General features: G+C 57.5%; 17 protein-coding genes. 10 read left to right on the top strand and 7 right to left on the bottom strand.

What is annotated here, in order from left to right:
• Positions 1-69: 69 nt before the first annotated feature.
• The 6 genes from kdpE to kdpF are packed head-to-tail and all read right to left on the bottom strand — an operon-like array spanning position 70 to position 7855.
• Entirely contained in the window at positions 70-747 is a 678-nt protein-coding gene (gene kdpE / locus CWR52_RS05925; protein WP_024908812.1) for a two-component system response regulator KdpE, read from the bottom strand.
• Entirely contained in the window at positions 744-3431 is a 2688-nt protein-coding gene (gene kdpD / locus CWR52_RS05920; RefSeq protein WP_104949110.1) for a two-component system sensor histidine kinase KdpD, read from the bottom strand. The genes kdpE and kdpD overlap by 4 nt, the downstream gene beginning before the upstream one ends.
• Complete coding sequence (gene kdpC / locus CWR52_RS05915; protein ID WP_023343593.1) at positions 3432-4007, bottom strand: potassium-transporting ATPase subunit KdpC; 576 nt, start codon at positions 4005-4007, stop codon at positions 3432-3434.
• Positions 4008-4019: 12 nt separating this feature from the next.
• Complete coding sequence (gene kdpB / locus CWR52_RS05910; protein ID WP_008501077.1) at positions 4020-6068, bottom strand: potassium-transporting ATPase subunit KdpB; 2049 nt, start codon at positions 6066-6068, stop codon at positions 4020-4022.
• An 18-nt stretch (positions 6069-6086) separates the two neighbouring features.
• Positions 6087-7766 (bottom strand): potassium-transporting ATPase subunit KdpA, encoded by a 1680-nt coding sequence (gene kdpA, locus CWR52_RS05905; RefSeq protein ID WP_104949109.1) that lies wholly within the window; start codon positions 7764-7766, stop codon positions 6087-6089.
• Positions 7766-7855, bottom strand: coding sequence for a K(+)-transporting ATPase subunit F (gene kdpF, locus CWR52_RS05900; protein ID WP_014069365.1), 90 nt, complete (start codon positions 7853-7855; stop codon positions 7766-7768). Before kdpF ends, kdpA begins: the two co-directional genes overlap by 1 nt.
• Positions 7856-8164: 309 nt before the next feature.
• Between kdpF and CWR52_RS05895 the strand changes: the two genes are divergently transcribed.
• The 7 genes from CWR52_RS05895 (at position 8165) to nei (ending at position 14265) form a co-directional block, all read left to right on the top strand.
• Entirely contained in the window at positions 8165-8371 is a 207-nt protein-coding gene (locus tag CWR52_RS05895) for a YbfA family protein (protein WP_008501079.1), read from the top strand.
• A 593-nt stretch (positions 8372-8964) separates the two neighbouring features.
• Positions 8965-10377 (top strand): deoxyribodipyrimidine photo-lyase, encoded by a 1413-nt coding sequence (phrB, locus tag CWR52_RS05890; RefSeq protein ID WP_104949108.1) that lies wholly within the window; start codon positions 8965-8967, stop codon positions 10375-10377.
• Between the two features lie 10 nt (positions 10378-10387).
• Positions 10388-11131: a type 2 GTP cyclohydrolase I gene (locus tag CWR52_RS05885; protein ID WP_104949107.1), complete on the top strand. Its 744-nt coding sequence runs from the start codon at positions 10388-10390 to the stop codon at positions 11129-11131.
• 14 nt (positions 11132-11145) lie between these two features.
• Positions 11146-11802: a 5-oxoprolinase subunit PxpB gene (gene pxpB / locus CWR52_RS05880; RefSeq protein WP_048226116.1), complete on the top strand. Its 657-nt coding sequence runs from the start codon at positions 11146-11148 to the stop codon at positions 11800-11802.
• Positions 11796-12728 carry a 5-oxoprolinase subunit PxpC gene (gene pxpC, locus CWR52_RS05875; protein ID WP_048026969.1) on the top strand — a complete coding sequence of 311 codons (933 nt, stop codon included), beginning with the start codon at positions 11796-11798 and terminating at the stop codon, positions 12726-12728. Before pxpB ends, pxpC begins: the two co-directional genes overlap by 7 nt.
• The gene (pxpA, locus tag CWR52_RS05870; RefSeq protein WP_104949106.1) at positions 12715-13455 is read left to right on the top strand and encodes a 5-oxoprolinase subunit PxpA; all 741 of its coding nucleotides are present in this window, start codon (positions 12715-12717) and stop codon (positions 13453-13455) included. Before pxpC ends, pxpA begins: the two co-directional genes overlap by 14 nt.
• A gap of 18 nt (positions 13456-13473) precedes the next feature.
• The gene (nei, locus tag CWR52_RS05865) at positions 13474-14265 is read left to right on the top strand and encodes an endonuclease VIII (protein WP_104949105.1); all 792 of its coding nucleotides are present in this window, start codon (positions 13474-13476) and stop codon (positions 14263-14265) included.
• An 85-nt stretch (positions 14266-14350) separates the two neighbouring features.
• Here the strand turns inward: nei and CWR52_RS05860 are convergent, their stop codons facing one another.
• On the bottom strand, positions 14351-15634 hold the full coding sequence (locus CWR52_RS05860) for a citrate synthase (protein WP_045909567.1): 1284 nt from the start codon (positions 15632-15634) through the stop codon (positions 14351-14353).
• A 639-nt stretch (positions 15635-16273) separates the two neighbouring features.
• Between CWR52_RS05860 and sdhC the strand changes: the two genes are divergently transcribed.
• The 3 genes from sdhC to sdhA are packed head-to-tail and all read left to right on the top strand — an operon-like array spanning position 16274 to position 18785.
• Entirely contained in the window at positions 16274-16678 is a 405-nt protein-coding gene (sdhC, locus tag CWR52_RS05855) for a succinate dehydrogenase cytochrome b556 subunit (protein ID WP_167467794.1), read from the top strand.
• Positions 16672-17019, top strand: coding sequence for a succinate dehydrogenase membrane anchor subunit (gene sdhD / locus CWR52_RS05850; protein ID WP_008501088.1), 348 nt, complete (start codon positions 16672-16674; stop codon positions 17017-17019). Before sdhC ends, sdhD begins: the two co-directional genes overlap by 7 nt.
• Complete coding sequence (gene sdhA / locus CWR52_RS05845; protein ID WP_008501089.1) at positions 17019-18785, top strand: succinate dehydrogenase flavoprotein subunit; 1767 nt, start codon at positions 17019-17021, stop codon at positions 18783-18785. The genes sdhD and sdhA overlap by 1 nt, the downstream gene beginning before the upstream one ends.
• Positions 18786-18795: the final 10 nt, after the last annotated feature.

The raw sequence follows: 18795 nt of genomic DNA, 5'->3' as shown, positions 1-18795 counted from the left end.
ACTTATGGGTTATTTGTGAAATATTTTCTGAGGGCTTTAGTTTTATTTAAAAATAAAATGAATAGTTATTCAGAGCATAAACCGATAACCGATACCGGTTTCAGTTAATAAATGGCGAGGGCGAGCGGGGTCGACTTCGAGTTTCTGACGAAGGTGTCCCATATATATGCGTAAATAGTGACTATGTTCCACGGCGTTGGGTCCCCACACCTGACTTAACAGCTGGCGCTGGGTGAGAACCTTGCCGTGATTGTTAAGCAGTACGGCGAGCAGGCGAAATTCAATGGGCGTGAGGTGAATCTCCTCATCGCCGCGCACAATGCGCCGCGCGGCCAGGTCAACCCGGATATCCCCAAACGTGTAGGTTGGATCGGCAGGCGTGGTGGCGCTGTGGCGACGCAGCGCCACGCGAAGGCGAGCCTGTAACTCGCCTATGCCAAACGGTTTAATCAGATAGTCATCCGCCCCGGCATCCAGCGCGGCGATTTTATCCGTTTCTTCCGTACGGGCGGAGAGCACGAGGATCGGCATCTGGCTCCACTGACGGACTTCCCGGATAAAATCGATGCCGTCACCGTCCGGTAGACCAAGATCGAGGATCACCAGGTCCGGCTTGCGGGTAGCGGCTTCAATTAAACCCCGCTGAAGCGTACCCGCATCATGAACGCGCAGACCGTCTCCTTCCAGCGCAGCGCGCAGAAAACGGCTAATGGCGATCTCATCTTCAACAATCAGAACGTTGATCACAAATCCTCTGGTAATTCATTAAGTTCTGGCGGGGTTTCCAGAGGAAGTGTAACACAAAAACGTGCGCCGCCTTCGGGACGATTCTCTGCGGAAATGGACCCGCCATGGACGTCAATGATCGCCTGGCAAATCGCCAGCCCCAGCCCGACGCCTGGAATGGCCGACTCCTTATTGCCGCGTGCGAATTTCTCGAAAATAGCCAGCTCCTGCCCGACTGGAATGCCGGGGCCGGTATCCCAGACGTCAAGGCGAAGCGTGCCATTTTCCACCGTCGCATCCACCCCAATCTGCGCACTGGCACCCGCATATTTGGCGGCATTTTCCAGCAGATTGATCAGCACCCGTTCGAATAAGGGCCCATCAACGTGAATTAAGGTCAGGGGCTCAGGCATGTTCAGCGCAATATGCCGCCCGCCCAGGCCCGGCTCGAGCATTTTCAGCGCGCTGCCCACCACCTCTTCCAGCGTGAGCCACTCTTTTTTGAGGTTAAATCCGCCCGACTGGATACGCGCCATGTCGAGCAGGTTATTCACCAGGCGCGTGGTATTCAGCACATGCTGGCGGATCTCGCTGGCCTGAAGGGCGTGTTTAGAGCCTTCCGCCGCCAGGTCCAGCGTCAGAATTTCTGACTGACCAAACAGGACGGTGAGCGGGGTACGCAGATCGTGCGAGAGCGCCGCCAGCAGCGAGTTACGAATGCTTTCACGCTCGCTCGCCAGACGGGCCTGTTCCTCGCTGGCGGTGAGGGCCAGTCGTTCCAGCGCGCTGGCAACCAGCAGCGTAAACGTCTCCAGTAAACGCTGCTGTTCGGGGATCATCAGCTGGCGCAGGTTGGAAGGCTCTACGATGACCAGCCCCTGATTTTTATCGGCACTGCGCAGCGGCAGAATTTGATAGGGCACGCCGGGGAGGGTGTCGGTCCCCGCGCCCGCCGGTAAGCCTTTGTCAAAGCTCCAGCGCGCGATGGCTTCGTCCCAGGGGGTCATGCCTGTGGCCGACGTCAGCGGGCGCAGCTTGCCGTGTTCGTCCGGGAGCAAAATCAGGTTGCTGGCATGAAAGGTCGAGCGGATAAACTGCTCGCTGGTCTGCACGATATCCAGCGGCGTGCGGCCCACCGCCAGCGATTTCGACATCTCATAGAGATGGCGCGTGCGCTGTTCGCGATAGCGGGCGATACGCGCCTGATAGCGCACGCCCGCCGTCAGATTCCCGATCACCAGCCCGACGGTGAGCATCACCGCGAAGGTGAGGATGTACTGTACGTCCGAGACGGCCAGCGTCCCGCGGGGGGCAATAAAGAACAGATCGAAGCTGATGACGTTAACAACCGTCGCCAGGACCGACGGCCAGCGCCCGTAAAAGAGCGCCACCACCACCACGCCCAGGAGGTAGATCATCACCAGGTTGGCAGCATCAAACGCAATCAGCCACTGGCTGGCAATCACGGTAATCAGGGCGCAGAGCACGACGGCGACAAGACATCCGCGAAGCTGAATGCGCCATTTATCGCTGAAGGTGCGGCTGTCCGGGGCGCGATTGGGTAAGGGGGTAGGTTTGTCGTCCAGCGCCACGATCACCAGATCCAGATCCGGCGCACGACGGGCGAGCTTGTCGGCAAAGGATTCGCGGCTAAACCAGCGGCGATGCTGGCGACGGCCGATGACGATTTTCCCCAGGTTATGCTCGCGCGCGTAGCGCAGAATGGCTTTATCTTCCTGCGGATCGGAAAGCGTCGCGGTTTCGGCACCCAGCTCCTGCGCCAGACGCAGCGAACTCAGGATCGCGCGACGCTGGTTTTCGGGCAGCGCGTGCAGCTGCGGCGTTTCGACATACACCGCATGCCAGACGCTGCCAAATTTGGCCGCCAGGCGCGCGGCGGTGCGGACAAGTTTTTCGTTGCCGCTGCCGTGACCGACACACAGCAGGATGGCATCCCGCGTGTGCCAGACGCGTTCCTGGCCCTGCAGGTCGCGCCAGGCGCGCATCTGATCGTCCACCCGGTCGGCGGTTCGGCGCAAGGCCAGCTCGCGCAGGGCAATCAGGTTGCCTTTACGGAAGAAATGTTCGATGGCGCGCTCGGCCTGGCCGGCGATGTACACTTTGCCTTCGTGCAGGCGCTGGCGCAAATCATCGGGGGGCAGGTCGACCAGCACCACCTCGTCCGCGGAATCAAAGAAGGGGTCGGGCACCGTCTCGCGCACCTGAATGCCGGTCACGCCGCTGACCACATCGTTCAGGCTTTCGAGATGCTGAACGTTAACCGTGGTAAACACATCGATGCCGGCTTCAAGTAATTCTTCAACATCCTGCCAGCGTTTTGGATGGCGTGAGCCAGGCGCATTGCTGTGCGCCAGCTCGTCCATCAGGATAAGCGCGGGACGGCGGGCGAGGGCGGAATCGAGATCGAATTCAGTGACTAACCGACCGCGATGGCTGATGCGGCGGGGCGGCTGGGTAGCCAGCCCCTTCAGCAGTGATGCTGTCTCTTTACGTCCGTGGGTTTCAACCACGCCGATCAGAATATCGAGCCCCTGCGCCCGAAGCCGCTGGGCTTCCGTTAGCATGGCGAAGGTTTTCCCGACGCCCGCACAGGCGCCGAAGAAAATTTTCAGTTTGCCGCGATGGGCTTCAGCTGTTTGTTCGAGCAGCCTGTCCGGATCCGGGCGCATGGGCTCGTCGGTCATTTAGTTTTTCCTTAGCGCGTCCAGCGCCAGATTCAGCTCAACAATATTTACCACGGGCATGCCGATGAAGCTGACCAGCGGCTTTTGCGTGTGCTCTGCCACAAGCCTGCTCACCTGTTCGACGGTCAGCTGACGGGCAGCGGCAACGCGCGGGATCTGCCATGCCACCGCTGCCGGCGTCAGGCTGTAGTCCAGCCCGCTGGCCGAGGCGGTCACCAGCTCCACGGGAACGTCACGGCTGGCCTGCGGATTCGCGGCGCGCAGGGCTGCTACGCGCTCAGCGACGGCTTTGTCCAGTTCAGGGTTGCTGCCCGCCAGGTTGCTGCCGCCGGATGCCATCGGATTATACGGGCTTTCGGCAGTGGCGGAAGGGCGTCCCTGGAAGTAGCGGGCATCCGTAAAGTTCTGACCAATCAGGCGAGAACCGCGGTTTTCACCGTTTTGCAGTATCAACGAGCCGTTAGCCTGATCCTTAAACCACCACTGGCCCAGCGCGGTGGTTACCAGCGGGTACAGCCCGCCGGTAATGAGAGACAGCAGAATAAACAGAAGTATAGCGGGGCGTAACATGGTCATTTGATTCACCTTTTAAACCAGGCCGAACAGCGTCAACAGCAGGTCGATAACCTTGATACCGACGAAGGGCACCACCAGCCCGCCCAGGCCGTAAATCCACAGGTTACGGCGCAGCATGGCGGCGGCCGTGAGCGGCTTGTAGCTCACGCCTTTTAGCGCCAGCGGGATCAGGAAGACAATAATCAGGGCGTTAAAGATGACTGCGCTCAGAATCGCCGAGGCCGGAGAGTGCAAGTGCATCACGTTCAGGGCATTTAACTGCGGATAGGTCGCGGCAAACGCGGCCGGAATGATGGCGAAATACTTCGCCACGTCGTTGGCGATACTGAACGTGGTCAGCGACCCGCGCGTCATCAGCATCTGCTTGCCAATGTGCACCACTTCAATCAGCTTGGTCGGGTTAGAGTCGAGGTCGACCATGTTGCCCGCCTCTTTTGCTGCCTGGGTTCCGGAGTTCATCGCCACCGCCACGTCGGCCTGCGCGAGGGCAGGAGCATCGTTGGTCCCGTCGCCGGTCATCGCCACCAGACGGCCTTCCGCCTGATACTGACGAATCAGTGCCAGCTTGGCTTCCGGTGTGGCTTCGGAAAGGAAATCATCCACGCCCGCTTCGGCGGCAATCGCCGCGGCGGTAAGACGGTTATCCCCGGTGATCATCACCGTTTTGATCCCCATTTTACGCAGCTGGGCAAAGCGCTCTTTGATGCCGCCTTTGACGATGTCCTTCAGGGCAATGACCCCGAGCACGCGCGCGCCTTCGGCCACCACCAGCGGCGTCGCCCCCTGACGGGCCACGCTTTCGACCAGGCTGTCCACTTCCGGCGGGAAGTGGCCGTTGTTAGCCTCGATGTGGCGGCGGATCGCGTCAACCGAGCCTTTACGGATCATGCGATCCTGAATGTTAATTCCGCTCATGCGGGTTTGCGCCGTGAAGGGCACGAAAGTGGCGTGCAGGCTCTGAACGTCGCGCTGGCGCAGGTTAAAGCGCTGCTTGGCGAGGATCACAATACTGCGGCCTTCCGGGGTTTCATCGGCAAGGGATGAGAGCTGGGCGGCATCCGCCAGCGTTTTTTCATCCACGCCCGGGGCGGGTAAGAAATCCGACGCCTGGCGGTTACCGAGGGTAATGGTCCCGGTTTTATCCAGCAGCAACACATCCACGTCACCGGCGGCTTCTACGGCACGCCCGCTGGTGGCGATGACGTTGGCACCGAGCATACGGCTCATGCCAGCCACGCCGATGGCCGACAGCAGGCCGCCAATGGTGGTTGGGATCAGACAAACCAGCAGCGCCACCAGCACCGTGACGGTGACCGCGGTACCGCCATAGGCGGAGAACGGCCACAGTGTGGCGGTTGCCAGCAGGAAGACAATGGTCAGGGCCACCAGCAGGATGGTCAGGGCAATCTCGTTTGGCGTTTTACGGCGCTGTGCGCCTTCCACCATGGCAATCATCCGGTCGAGGAAGGTTTCACCCGGGTTAACGCTGCACTGGATCACCAGCCAGTCGGAGAGAATGCGCGTCCCGCCCGTCACGGAGGCGAAATCCCCGCCGGACTCACGGATCACCGGCGCGGATTCGCCGGTGATGGCGCTTTCATCCACCGATGCGCCCCCTTCAATGACTTCGCCGTCGCAAGGGATGATGTCACCGGCTTCCACCAGTACCACATCGCCTTTACGCAGTTCATCCGCCGGAACGTGGTCCATCTGCGCACCGTACTTCGGTTCACGTAGTTTGCGCGCGAAGGCGGTTTTTTTCACCCCTTTCAGGCTATTGGCCTGGGCTTTGCTCCGGCCTTCCGCCAGCGCTTCCGCAAAGTTGGCGAACAGCACGGTAAACCACAGCCACAGGCTGATGGCGCCGGTAAACATCGCATTTCCCGGCATATGGCCCGTTCCCATGGCAATCGCCAGGGCGGTGGTCAGGACGCTTCCCGCCCAGACGATAAACATCACCGGGTTGTGCCACTGCACGCGCGGGCTCAGCTTTTTCACCGCATCCATGAGCGCCTGGCGAACTAATGACGGTTCGAACAGGGCCAGTTGTTTACGACTCATGACAATTTCTCCGCAAAATCAGCGTAAAGAGAGGTATTCCGCGACCGGGCCTAACGCGAGGGCGGGGATAAAGGTCAGGGCGCCGACCAGCAACACGGTGCCCGTCAGCAGGCCGATAAACAGCGCGCCGTGGGTCGGCAATGTCCCGGTGGTGGTCGGCTGGATTTTTTTGTTCACCAGCGATCCGGCTATCGCCAACACCGGCACAATGATCCCAAAGCGACCCACGAACATGCAGAACGCCAGCAGGCAGTTCCAGAATGGTGAGTTGGCGCTTAAGCCCGCAAAGGCGCTGCCGTTGTTGTTGGCGGCAGAGGAGACGGCATACAGCACTTCACTGAAACCGTGAATGCCGGGGTTAAAGATGCCGCTGCGTCCGGCCTCGGTCATCAGCGCCAGCGCGGTGCCGAGCAGCACGAGAGCCGGGGTGACCAGGATTGCCAGCGCGGTTAATTTCATCTCGCGAACGTCGATTTTTTTACCCAGATATTCCGGGGTGCGGCCAATCATCAGACCGGCAATAAACACCGCCAGCAGCACGAACAGCAGCATGCCGTAAAGACCGGAGCCCACGCCGCCAAATACCACCTCGCCAATCTGCATCAGCCACATCGGGATCATGCCACCCAGCGCCGTAAAGGAATCATGCATGGCATTGACGGCCCCGCACGACGCTGCTGTGGTGACCACCGCATACAGGCTGCTGGCGAGAATGCCAAAGCGGCTCTCTTTACCTTCCATGTTGATTGCACTATCGGCCCCGAGTGAGAGGAAGTGCGGATTACCCTGCCATTCGGCCCACATCACCAGCGCAACACAGACCACGAAGATAAGCGACATGGTCCAGAGCAGGGTGCGCCCCTGACGGCGATCGTTGACCACATCACCAAAGGCGAAACAGAGCGCGGCGGGGATCAGGAAGATCGCCAGCATCTGCACAAAATTGGTCAGGGCGGTAGGGTTTTCAAACGGATGCGACGAGTTGGCGTTGAAGAATCCGCCGCCGTTCGTTCCGAGCATTTTGATGGCTTCCTGCGACGCCACTGGGCCCATCGGCAGGAGCTGTTTTGCGCCCTCCAGCGAGGTATAGGGCGCGTAGGGCAGCAGGTTTTGCAGGCTGCCCTGCTGAATGAAGAACAGCGCGATCAGCAGCGCAATCGGCAGCAGGATCCACAGCGTAATGCGCGTCAGGTCTACCCACGCGTTACCCAGCGTGCTCACTTTCTGGCGTGCAAACGCACGCGTCAGCGCGAAGATCACCGCAATACCGCTGGCGGCAGAGAGGAAGTTCTGCACGGTTAACCCGACCATCTGGCTGAAGTAGCTGAGCGTGGTTTCGCCGGAATAGGACTGCCAGTTGGTGTTGGTGACAAAACTGACTGCCGTGTTCAGCGCAAGATGCCAGGACAGACCCGGTAATTGTTGCGGATTCAGCGGCAGGATACCCTGCAGCATCAGCATGGCAAAAAGCGCAATGAGTCCGACGATGTTCAGCAGCAGAATGGCGATCAGATAGTCACGCCAGTTCATCTCCCGATCGTCTACACCCAGTACGCGCCAGATCCCTTTTTCAACGCTTCCCGTGCCGGGCAGGGGAACATTATTGATGAGCCGTGCCAGCCCCGAGCCCAGTGGCCTTGCCAGGACGAACAACACCACTAAGAAACTGGCAATAAGCAAAAACGCCTGAGCAGCCATCAGAATGCCTCCGCATTAATCAGGGCATAAACCAGATAACCCAATAACAGGAACACCAGCACGATGCCGGCAATAAGACCTGCACTCACAATCCACCTCCGGGTGACTTTTGTTGTTGTGCTAACGGTAGGATTTATGGCGCAAAGATTTCGCAAAAATGAGAAGGGCGGGTGTAAAAAAAGTATAAAAATGGCAAAGCCCACAATTTAACTATTGATAAGTAAATCGTTAACTTTTTTGTAACTTAATTACGGTGCGAGTGTAAATTTTGGCTAAACGGACGAAAATAAGTGGTCGGATGAGTAGTAAAATTACAAACAAAGCGATATTATTTTAGCCAGGTCACAGATTTTGAATTTTCCGGATGACGTTTCCGGCCAACTATAGGGGAGAAAAATATGGATCTTTATAAAGAGTTTCCGGCTCATATCGTGTTCATGCGCCGCGCTTTCGCCGTAGTGGCTGGCGTGCTGGCTCTGCCGGTGATGCTGTTCTGGAAAGATCGTGCACGTTTTTATAGCTATCTGCACCGCGTCTGGGCGAAAACCAGCGAGAAGCCGGTATGGATGGATCAGGCCGAGAAAGCGACCTGCGACTTCTACTAAGACTACACACAGCAATAAAAAAACCGCCAACAGCAATGTGGCGGTTTTTTTGTCCCTCCGGATTCGCGGTCCGTTGGGTGGTTTTCAAGCCCTCGTCAGAGGCTTAAAAGAATATCTCGGGTCCTTAAGTAATCAAACTGCAACTCCCTAAATATATTCTTAAAAACCTTTTCGATGGATTACGTTTTACGCCAGGGCCAACTACTATGCAGCGTCCCTTTCCGCCATCTCGCACATGGGCACCGGTCCCGGGAAAGGCGTGACCTCAACCGTAAGTCAGGCTCTCGTCAGAGCTTGTGTCCACCGACTTATCACCGGTGGTGAACGGTGGAGCGGTTAGCAGCAGGGACCGCATAATGAAACGCTATTTTTGCATCGCGTTCATTGTCGCCAGCGTACTCGTTGTCAAAAGTGATGAACCGATCGGGTTTGTCGCTTTAGCCACGATAGCGCAGGACAAGTAGCGTTAAGGCCGCCTTGGGCGGCCTTTTTTATTTCATCCCGTCTACACTTCATGGCAAAGTAGTTCAATGCATGCTTTTTCCTTTTACGGCATGCCCTTACGGACATAATGGATATTTGCCTGGAGTTTTATGCCCACCCATCTGGTTTGGTTTCGCGCGGACCTGCGCGTACATGACAACATCGCCCTGGCGGCGGCCTGCCGCGCCAAAGACGCTAACGTACTGGCTCTGTTTGTGGCTACGCCCGAGCAGTGGCGGCAGCATGATATGGCGCCACGCCAGGCGGCCTTGCTGCGTGCGTATCTGACCGATCTGCAGCATTCGCTGGCCGGAAAAGGCATACCGCTGATTTATAAAGAGGTAAGTGATTTTGCCGCACAGCTGCAGACGGTGCAGGAGACCTGTAAGCAGCACAACGTCACGCATCTTTTTTACAACTATCAGTACGAATTCAACGAGCAGCAGCGCGACCGTCATCTGGAGAAGATGCTGGAGGATGTGGTCTGTGAAGGATTTGATGACAGCGTGATGCTGGCGCCGGGCAGCGTGATGACCGGCAACCGTGAGATGTATAAAGTTTTCACTCCGTTTAAAAATGCCTTTATCAAGCGTCTTAAAGAGTCGCTGCCGGAGTGCGTTGCCGCGCCTGCCGCGAGGGGCGAACCCCTGAAGGACCTGTTTGAACTGACGTTTGACTACCCACAGGAGCCGTTTGATAAAGCGCTGTTCCCCGCCGATGAAAAAGCGGCCATCGCGCAGCTCCGCCAGTTCTGCAAACAGGACGCGGCCAACTACGACGCGCGGCGAGATTTTCCGGCCATCGAGGGCACCAGCCGCCTGTCGGCCTGTCTGGCGCTGGGCGCGATCTCTCCTCGCCAGTGTTTACACCGTCTTCTGGCCGAGCAGCCGCAGGCGCTGGATGGAGGCACCGGTTCTGTCTGGCTGAACGAACTTATCTGGCGTGAATTCTACCGCCATCTGATGACGTACCATCCCAATCTCTGTAAGCATCGTCCGTTCATTCCGTGGACCGACAGCGTAAAATGGCAGCACGATGAGGCACTTTTACAGGCCTGGCAAAAAGGGGAGACGGGCTATCCGATTGTGGACGCCGCTATGCGCCAGCTAAATGAAACCGGGTGGATGCACAATCGTCTGCGAATGATTACCGCGAGCTTCCTGGTGAAAGATCTGCTTATCGACTGGCGTATCGGAGAGCGCTATTTTATTTCTCAGCTGATCGACGGCGATCTCGCCGCGAATAACGGCGGCTGGCAGTGGGCGGCCTCTACGGGCACCGATGCGGCTCCCTATTTCCGGATTTTTAATCCAACCACCCAGGGACAAAAATTTGATGAGAACGGCGAGTTTATTCGCCGCTGGCTCCCTGAACTAAAAGAGATACCGGCTAAAGCGATCCACGAACCGTGGGCATGGGCGGATAAACAGCGTGTAAAACTGAATTATCCCCGTCCGATTGTCGATCATAAACAGGCGCGTGTCGCCACGCTGGCTGCGTACGAAGCGGCCCGCAAAGCATAAGAGAGTGATGATGAAAAACAGCGAACTGGAACGCCTGATTAACGAAAAACTCAATACCGCCTCCTTTAGCGACTACGGTCCAAATGGCCTGCAGGTAGAAGGGCGCGAAACGGTGCAGAAAATTATCACCGGCGTCACGGCAAGCCAGGCGCTGCTGGACGAGGCGGTCCGTCAGAACGCTGATGCGGTAATTGTCCATCACGGTTACTTCTGGAAAAACGAATCGCCGATTATTCGCGGCATGAAGCGCAACCGCCTGAAAACGCTGCTGGCAAATGACATTAACCTGTACGGTTACCACCTGCCGCTGGATGCGCACCCGGAGCTCGGTAACAACGTCCAGCTGGCGCAGCTACTGGGCATTACCGTGATGGGCGAGATTGAGCCGCTGGTGCCGTGGGGCGAACTGGCGATGCCGGTTCCGGGGCTGGAGCTGGCCTCGTGGATTGAAGCGCGCCTGGGGCGTCGTCCGCTATGGAGCGGTGATACCGGCCCGGATACGGTGAAGCGTGTGGCCTGGTGCACCGGAGGCGGGCAGGGCTTTATCGACAGCGCCGCGCGTTTTGGTGTCGATGCTTTTATCACCGGCGAGGTGTCCGAGCAGACGATTCATTCGGCACGTGAGCAGGGGCTGCATTTTTACGCGGCCGGGCATCATGCCACCGAGCGCGGCGGTATTCGTGCCCTCAGCGAGTGGCTGACGGAAAATACCGATCTGGATGTAACCTTTATTGATATCCCTAATCCGGCCTGATGAGAGGTGCCTGAGTGCAGCGAGCGCGTTGTTATCTTCTGGGAGAAACGGCAGTGGTTCTGGAGCTCGAGCCGCCGGTGACCCTTGCCACGCAAAAGCGTATCTGGCGGCTAACCCAGCGTCTGGTCGATCTGCCGGATGTGGTTGAAGCCATTCCGGGGATGAATAACATCACGGTGGTGCTGCGTAGTCCGCATACGCTGGCGCTGGATGCCATTGAACGTTTACAGCGCTGGTGGGAAGAGAGCGAGGCGCTGGAGCCGGAATCGCGTGCCATTGAGATCCCGGTCGTTTATGGCGGTACGGGGGGACCGGATCTTGGTGTGGTCGCAGACCATTGCGGACTCACCGAAAAGCAGGTTGTTGAGTTGCACAGTTCGGTGGATTACGTCGTCTGGTTTCTGGGATTCCAGCCCGGATTCCCGTATCTGGGGGGATTATCTCCCCGGCTGCATACGCCGCGCCGTGCTGAACCGCGCCTGAGCGTACCGGCGGGGACGGTCGCGATTGGTGGCGAGCAGACTGGCGTATATCCACTGACTTCGCCCGGTGGTTGGCAGCTTATTGGGCATACCGCCACCCCGTTATTTGACCCCGGGCTGGCGTCGCCAATACTCCTGCGCCCGGGCGATACCCTTCGCTTTATCCCGCAGAAGGAGGGGGTATGTTAACGCTTATTCGCGCCGGGCTTTATACCTCCGTACAGGATGCCGGCCGCTTTGGCATGCGCCAGTCGGGCGTGAGCTATTGTGGCGCGCTGGACCGTCCTGCGCTGGAAATCGCTAACGTGCTGGTGGGCAACCCCGGCAGCACGGCGGCGCTCGAAATTACGCTCGGCCAGTGTGTGATTGAGTTTGGTCAGGAGACCTGGTTCGCGCTCACCGGCGCAGGCTGTGATGCCACGCTGGACGGCAAAGCGGTGTGGACCGGCTGGCGTCTGCGGGCGAAAGCCGGACAGCGTCTGACCTTAAAGCGTCCTTTGCACGGCGTGCGTAGCTATCTGGCGGTGGCTGGCGGCATTGATGTGCCTGAGGTGCTGGGCTCATCCAGTACCGATCAGAAAGCCGGGATAGGCGGTCACGAAGGACGTCTGTTGCGCGACGGCGATCGCCTGGCGATTAAGCCCTCTTCGCGTCACTTTTCGACGGCGCAGGGGGTGAAACAACTTCTCTGGGGAAACCAGATCCGCGCCTTACCGGGGCCGGAATATCATGAGTTCGACGAGGCCTCCAAAGAGTCCTTCTGGCGCTCGCCGTGGAAGCTCAGTCCGCAGAGTAACCGTATGGGCTACCGCCTGCAGGGGCAGCCGCTGATCCGGACGACCGACAGGGAACTGCTTTCCCACGGTTTACTGCCTGGGGTTATTCAGGTGCCGGGCAACGGGCAACCAATCGTGTTAATGAACGACGCGCAGACGACGGGCGGTTATCCGCGAATTGCCTGCATCATTGAAGCCGATCGCTACCATCTGGCGCAAATTCCCCTCGGACAGCCGATTCACTTTGTGCAGTGTTCGCTGGAGGAGGCGCTAAAGGCGCGGCAGGATCAGCAGCGCTATCTCGAACAGCTGGCGTGGAGGCTCGATGGTAAAGATTGATTTGAATGCCGATCTGGGCGAGGGCGGCAGCGCCGATGCGGCGCTGATGACGCTGGTCTCTTCGGTCAATATCGCCTGCGGCTTTCACGCAGGCGATGCGCAAATCATGCTGGAGAGCGTGCGTCATGCCATCCAAAATGGCGTGGCGATTGGCGCCCACCCGAGCTTCCCTGACCGGGAAAACTTTGGCCGCACCGCGATGGACCTGCCGCCTGAGACGGTCTACGCTCAGGTGCTCTACCAGATCGGTGCGCTTGAGGCGATGGTGCGTGCGGAGAACGGTGTGATGCGCCACGTGAAGCCGCACGGCATGCTCTATAACCAGGCGGCGAAAGATGCTGCTCTGGCAGACGCCATTGCCCGTGCGGTGCGGGACAGTCATCCGCAGCTGATCCTTGTAGGTCTGGCCGGCAGCGAGCTGATTCGCGCCGGAGAACGGCTGGGCCTGACCACCCGTCAGGAAGTATTTGCCGATCGGGGATACCTGCCGGACGGCAGCCTGGTTCCACGTACGCAGGCCGGTGCGCTGATTACCGACGAAGCTAAAGCGCTGGCGCAGACGCTGGAGATGGTACGTGCCGGGCGGGTGACCGCTGTGGACGGAACATTGGCGAACGTGCAGGCTGATACGGTGTGTTTACACGGTGACGGCGAGCATGCGCTCCAGTTCGCGCGCCGCTTGCGGGCGGCGTTCTCTGAAGAGGGCATTCTTGTCAGCGCAGACTAATCATGAAAGGACAGAAAAATGCCAGAAGGCCCGGAGATCCGCCGCGCAGCGGATAGCCTCGAGGCGGCGATAAAGGGCAAACCCCTGACGGAGGTCTGGTTTGCTTTTCCTCAACTGAAACCGTTTGAATCACAGCTGGTGGGGCAGTCGGTAACGCATATTGAAACGCGCGGCAAAGCGCTGCTCACGCATTTCTCCCATAACCTGACGTTATATAGCCATAACCAGCTTTACGGCGTCTGGCGAGTGGTGGAGGCGGGTGAACAGCCGCAGACTACCCGCGTGCTACGCGTCAGGCTGCAAACGGCCGATAAGGCGATCCTGCTCTATAGCGCCTCTGATATCGAAATATTAACGCCGGAGCAACTCCTCACGCATCCGTTTCTACAGCGAGTGGGGCCGGACGTGCTGGATATGCGTCTGACGGCGAGCGATGTGAAGGCCCGATTGCTATCGACCACATTCCGCAACCGGCAGTTTTCCGGCCTGTTTCTTGACCAGGCGTTTCTGGCCGGGCTTGGTAACTACCTGCGGGTGGAGATCCTCTGGGAAGTCGGGCTGGCGCCGCAGCATAAAGCCTCTCAGTTGAGCGATGAACAGCTGGAGGCGCTGTCCCACGCGCTGCTGGACATCCCGCGGCTGTCGTACAACACGCGCGGCATCGTCGATGAAAACAAGCATCACGGGGCGTTGTTCCGGTTCAAGGTGTTTCATCGGGCGGGGAAAAAGTGCGAGCGGTGCGGCGGCGTGATTGAGAAGGCTACGATCTCTTCCAGACCGTTTTACTGGTGTCCAGGGTGCCAGATGTAAAAAAGCCGGGTGGCGGCTACGCCTTACCCGGCCTACGTTTCGCATTTGTAGGCCCGGTAAGCGTCAGCGCCACCGGGCTTAACGTTTAGCGCTTCAGGTCAGACTTAAAATCACGCTGCTCGTAGCCGGTATACAGCTGACGAGGACGGGCGATCTTCATGCCTTCGCTGTGCATTTCGTTCCAGTGTGCAATCCAGCCTACGGTACGCGCCATCGCGAAGATGACGGTGAACATGGAAGACGGAATGCCCATCGCTTTCAGAATAATTCCAGAGTAGAAATCGACGTTCGGGTAGAGTTTCTTCTCAATGAAGTACGGGTCGTTCAGCGCGATGTGTTCCAGCTCCATCGCCACTTCCAGCAGGTCATCTTTGGTACCCAGCTCTTTCAGCACTTCGTGGCAGGTTTCACGCATTACGGTGGCGCGCGGGTCATAGTTTTTGTAAACACGGTGACCGAAGCCCATCAGGCGGAAGGAGTCATTCTTGTCTTTCGCGCGACGCACGAACTCTGGAATGTGCTCAACGGTGCTGATCTCTTCCAGCATCTTCAGCGCCGCTTCGTTCGCGCCGCCGTGCGCCGGTCCCCACAGGGAGGCGATGCCCGCAGCGATACAGGCGAACGGGTTCGCGCCTGAAGAGCCTGCGGTACGGACGGTAGAGGTAGAGGCGTTCTGCTCGTGGTCAGCGTGCAGGATCAGAATACGGTCCATCGCGCGTTCCAGAACCGGGTTCACTTCGTACTCTTCGCACGGCGTGGAGAACATCATGCGCAGGAAGTTGCCCGCGTAGGAGAGGTCGTTGCGCGGATACACAAACGGCTGACCGATGGAGTATTTGTAACACATCGCCGCCATGGTAGGCATTTTGGACAGCAGACGGTAAGCGGCGATTTCACGGTGACGCGGATTATTTACGTCAAGGGAGTCGTGGTAAAACGCTGCCAGTGCACCGGTAATCCCGCACATCACCGCCATTGGGTGAGAGTCACGACGGAACGCATGGAACAGACGGGTAATCTGCTCATGGATCATGGTGTGACGGGTCACGGTGGTTTTAAATTCATCGAACTGGGCCTGCGTCGGTTTTTCGCCGTTCAGCAGGATGTAGCACACTTCCAGGTAGTTGGATTCGGTGGCTAACTGATCGATAGGGAAGCCGCGATGGAGCAGGATACCTTCGTCACCGTCAATGAAGGTGATTTTGGATTCGCAAGATGCGGTAGAGGTAAATCCAGGGTCAAAGGTAAACATCCCTTTGGAACCCAGCGTACGGATATCAATAACATCCTGACCGAGCGTGCCTTTTAGCACATCCAGTTCAATAGCAGTGTCACCATTTAGGGTGAGCGTTGCCTTTGTATCAGCCATTTACGGTCTCCTTAGCGCCTTATGCTTAAGACTGCGCTTTACCGGATTTGCTTTCAGCTGTTAATCACCGTTACCAGATTGTTATTTGGCTTACCGCTCAGCTCACGAGGACAAACCAGGGTACAGAGCTATGGCGCCTTGCAGGTAAACGAATGAAATATCAGTGAAACAACAGCAAATCAGCGTTTTTGCAGTCCGAATTATTCAAACCTGTATATCACTAATAACTGTCCTGATAACTTCGGTCAATACCATCACACTGTTACATAACTATTTGTCAGGTGAAAGAGAGACCTCATAACTTTTGCGCATTATATGCCTTTTCTGATGACGTTTGTAACAATATTGTTTAACATTTGTCAAATCAGATGATTAAAAATTAAAAAGATGTTGTTATCGTGACCCTGATCACTGTTCCAGAGAAAACCCGACAAACTGTATGTAGGTTAATTGTAATGATTTTGTGAACGGCCTATACTGCCGCCAGGTCTCCGGAACACCCTGCAATCCCGAGCCACCCAGCGTTGTAATGTGTCGTTTAAGCATCTGGAAGCACTGTTTTGCATGACGCGCAGTTATAGAAAAGGAACGCTGTCTGACCCGCATCGCAGTCCGGAGGAAGGAAACAATAAGAACAGCATGTGGGCGTTATTCATGATAAGAAATGTGAAAAAACAAAGACCTGTCAATCTGGATCTCAAAACGATCCGGTTCCCCGTAACAGCAATAGCGTCCATTCTGCACCGTGTTTCTGGTGTGATTACGTTTGTGGCGGTCGGTATTCTGCTGTGGTTACTGGGCACCAGCCTCTCTTCCCCTGAAGGATTCCTCCAGGCCTCTGCCATCATGAACAGCTTCTTCGTGAAATTCATCATGTGGGGCATTCTGACCGCGCTGGCGTACCACGTAGTCGTGGGTGTTCGCCATATGCTGATGGACTTTGGCTACCTGGAAGAGACCTTCGAAGTAGGGAAACGCTCCGCTAACATTTCATTTGTGATTACAGTCGTGCTTTCACTTCTCGCAGGAGTTCTCGTATGGTAAGCAACGCCTCCGCATTAGGACGCAACGGCGTACATGACTTCATTCTGGTCCGTGCTACCGCCATCGTTCTCACCCTCTACATCATCTATATGATCGGTTTCTTCGCGACCAGCGGCACGCTGACGTGGGAAATCTGGAGTGGGTTCTTCGGATCCGCCTTCACCAAAGTGTTCACCCTGCTGGCCCTGTTCTCCATCCTTATTCATGCCTGGATTGGCATGTGGCAGGTGTTGACCGATTACGTTAAACCGCTGGCGATTCGCCTCCCACTGCAGCTGGCCATTGTCGTTGCACTGGTGGTTTACGTTATTTATGGATTCGTTGTGGTGTGGGGTGTGTAATGAAACTGCCAGTCAGAGAATTTGATGCTGTTGTGATTGGTGCCGGTGGCGCAGGTATGCGTGCCGCACTGCAAATTTCCCAGAGCGGCCAGAGCTGTGCGCTGCTCTCTAAAGTTTTCCCGACCCGTTCCCACACTGTGTCCGCGCAGGGTGGTATCACCGTTGCGCTGGGTAACTCCCATGAAGATAACTGGGAATGGCACATGTATGACACGGTAAAAGGTTCCGACTACATCGGCGACCAGGATGCCATCGAATATATGTGTAAAACCGGCCCGGAAGCGATTCTGGAGCTGGACCACATGGGTCTGCCGTTCTCCCGTCTGGAAAATGGCACCATCTATCAGCGTCCGTTTGGCGGCCAGTCGAAAAACTTCGGCGGCGAGCAGGCGGCACGCACCGCGGCGGCGGCTGACCGTACCGGTCACGCGCTGCTGCACACCCTGTATCAGCAGAACCTGAAAAACCACACCACCATCTTCTCCGAGTGGTATGCGCTGGATCTGGTGAAAAACGCCGATGGCGCAATTGTTGGCTGTACCGCGCTGTGTATCGAAACCGGTGAAGTGGTTTACTTCAAAGCCCGCGCTACCGTGCTGGCGACTGGTGGTGCAGGCCGTATTTACCAGTCTACCACCAACGCCCACATCAACACCGGTGACGGTGTCGGTATGGCTATCCGCGCGGGCGTGCCGGTGCAGGATATGGAGATGTGGCAGTTCCACCCAACCGGTATCGCCGGTGCAGGCGTTCTGGTGACGGAAGGCTGCCGTGGTGAAGGTGGCTACCTGCTGAACAAACACGGCGAGCGCTTCATGGAGCGTTATGCCCCGAATGCGAAAGACCTTGCGGGTCGTGACGTGGTGGCGCGTTCCATCATGATCGAAATCCGTGAAGGCCGCGGCTGTGACGGCCCATGGGGTCCACACGCGAAGCTGAAACTCGACCACCTGGGTAAAGAAGTGCTGGAATCCCGTCTGCCGGGCATCCTGGAACTGTCCCGTACCTTTGCACACGTCGATCCGGTGAAAGAGCCGATTCCGGTTATCCCAACCTGCCACTACATGATGGGCGGTATTCCGACCAAAGTGACCGGTCAGGCGCTGACCGTGAACGAGCAGGGCGAAGACGTGGTCATTCCTGGCCTGTTCGCGGTGGGCGAAATTGCCTGCGTATCCGTACACGGCGCAAACCGTCTGGGCGGCAACTCCCTGCTGGATCTGGTGGTGTTTGGTCGTGCGGTGGGTCTGCATCTGCAGGAATCCATTGCCGAGCAGGGCGCGCTGCGTGACGCAACCGACGACGAAATTGATGCCTCTCTTGAGCGCCTCAACCGCTGGAACGGCAACCGTAACGGCGAAGATCCGGTGGAAATCCGCAAAGCGCTGCAGGAGTGCATGCAGCACAACTTCTCGGTATTCCGTGAAGGCGACGCGATGGCCAAAGGTCTTGAGCAGCTGAAAGCGATCCGCGAGCGTCTGAAAAATGCCCGTCTGGACGATACCTCCAGCGAGTTCAACACCCAGCGCGTTGAGTGCCTGGAGCTGGATAACCTGATGGAAACCGCGTTCGCGACCGCGATGTCGGCAAACTTCCGTACCGAAAGCCGTGGCGCGCATAGCCGCTTCGACTTCCCGGAGCGTGATGACGAAAACTGGCTGTGCCATTCCCTGTATCTGCCAGAGTCGGAAACCATGACGCGTCGTAGCGTCAACATGGAACCGAAACTGCGTCCGGCGTTCCCGCCGAAGATTCGTACTTACTAATGCGGAGACA

It is taken from the genome of Enterobacter sp. SGAir0187, from assembly GCF_002952735.2.
In the GTDB taxonomy this organism is placed as follows: domain Bacteria; phylum Pseudomonadota; class Gammaproteobacteria; order Enterobacterales; family Enterobacteriaceae; genus Enterobacter; species Enterobacter quasiroggenkampii.
Note: the sequence above shows the minus strand (reverse complement) of the source record. Positions and strands in the feature narration are given on the sequence as shown.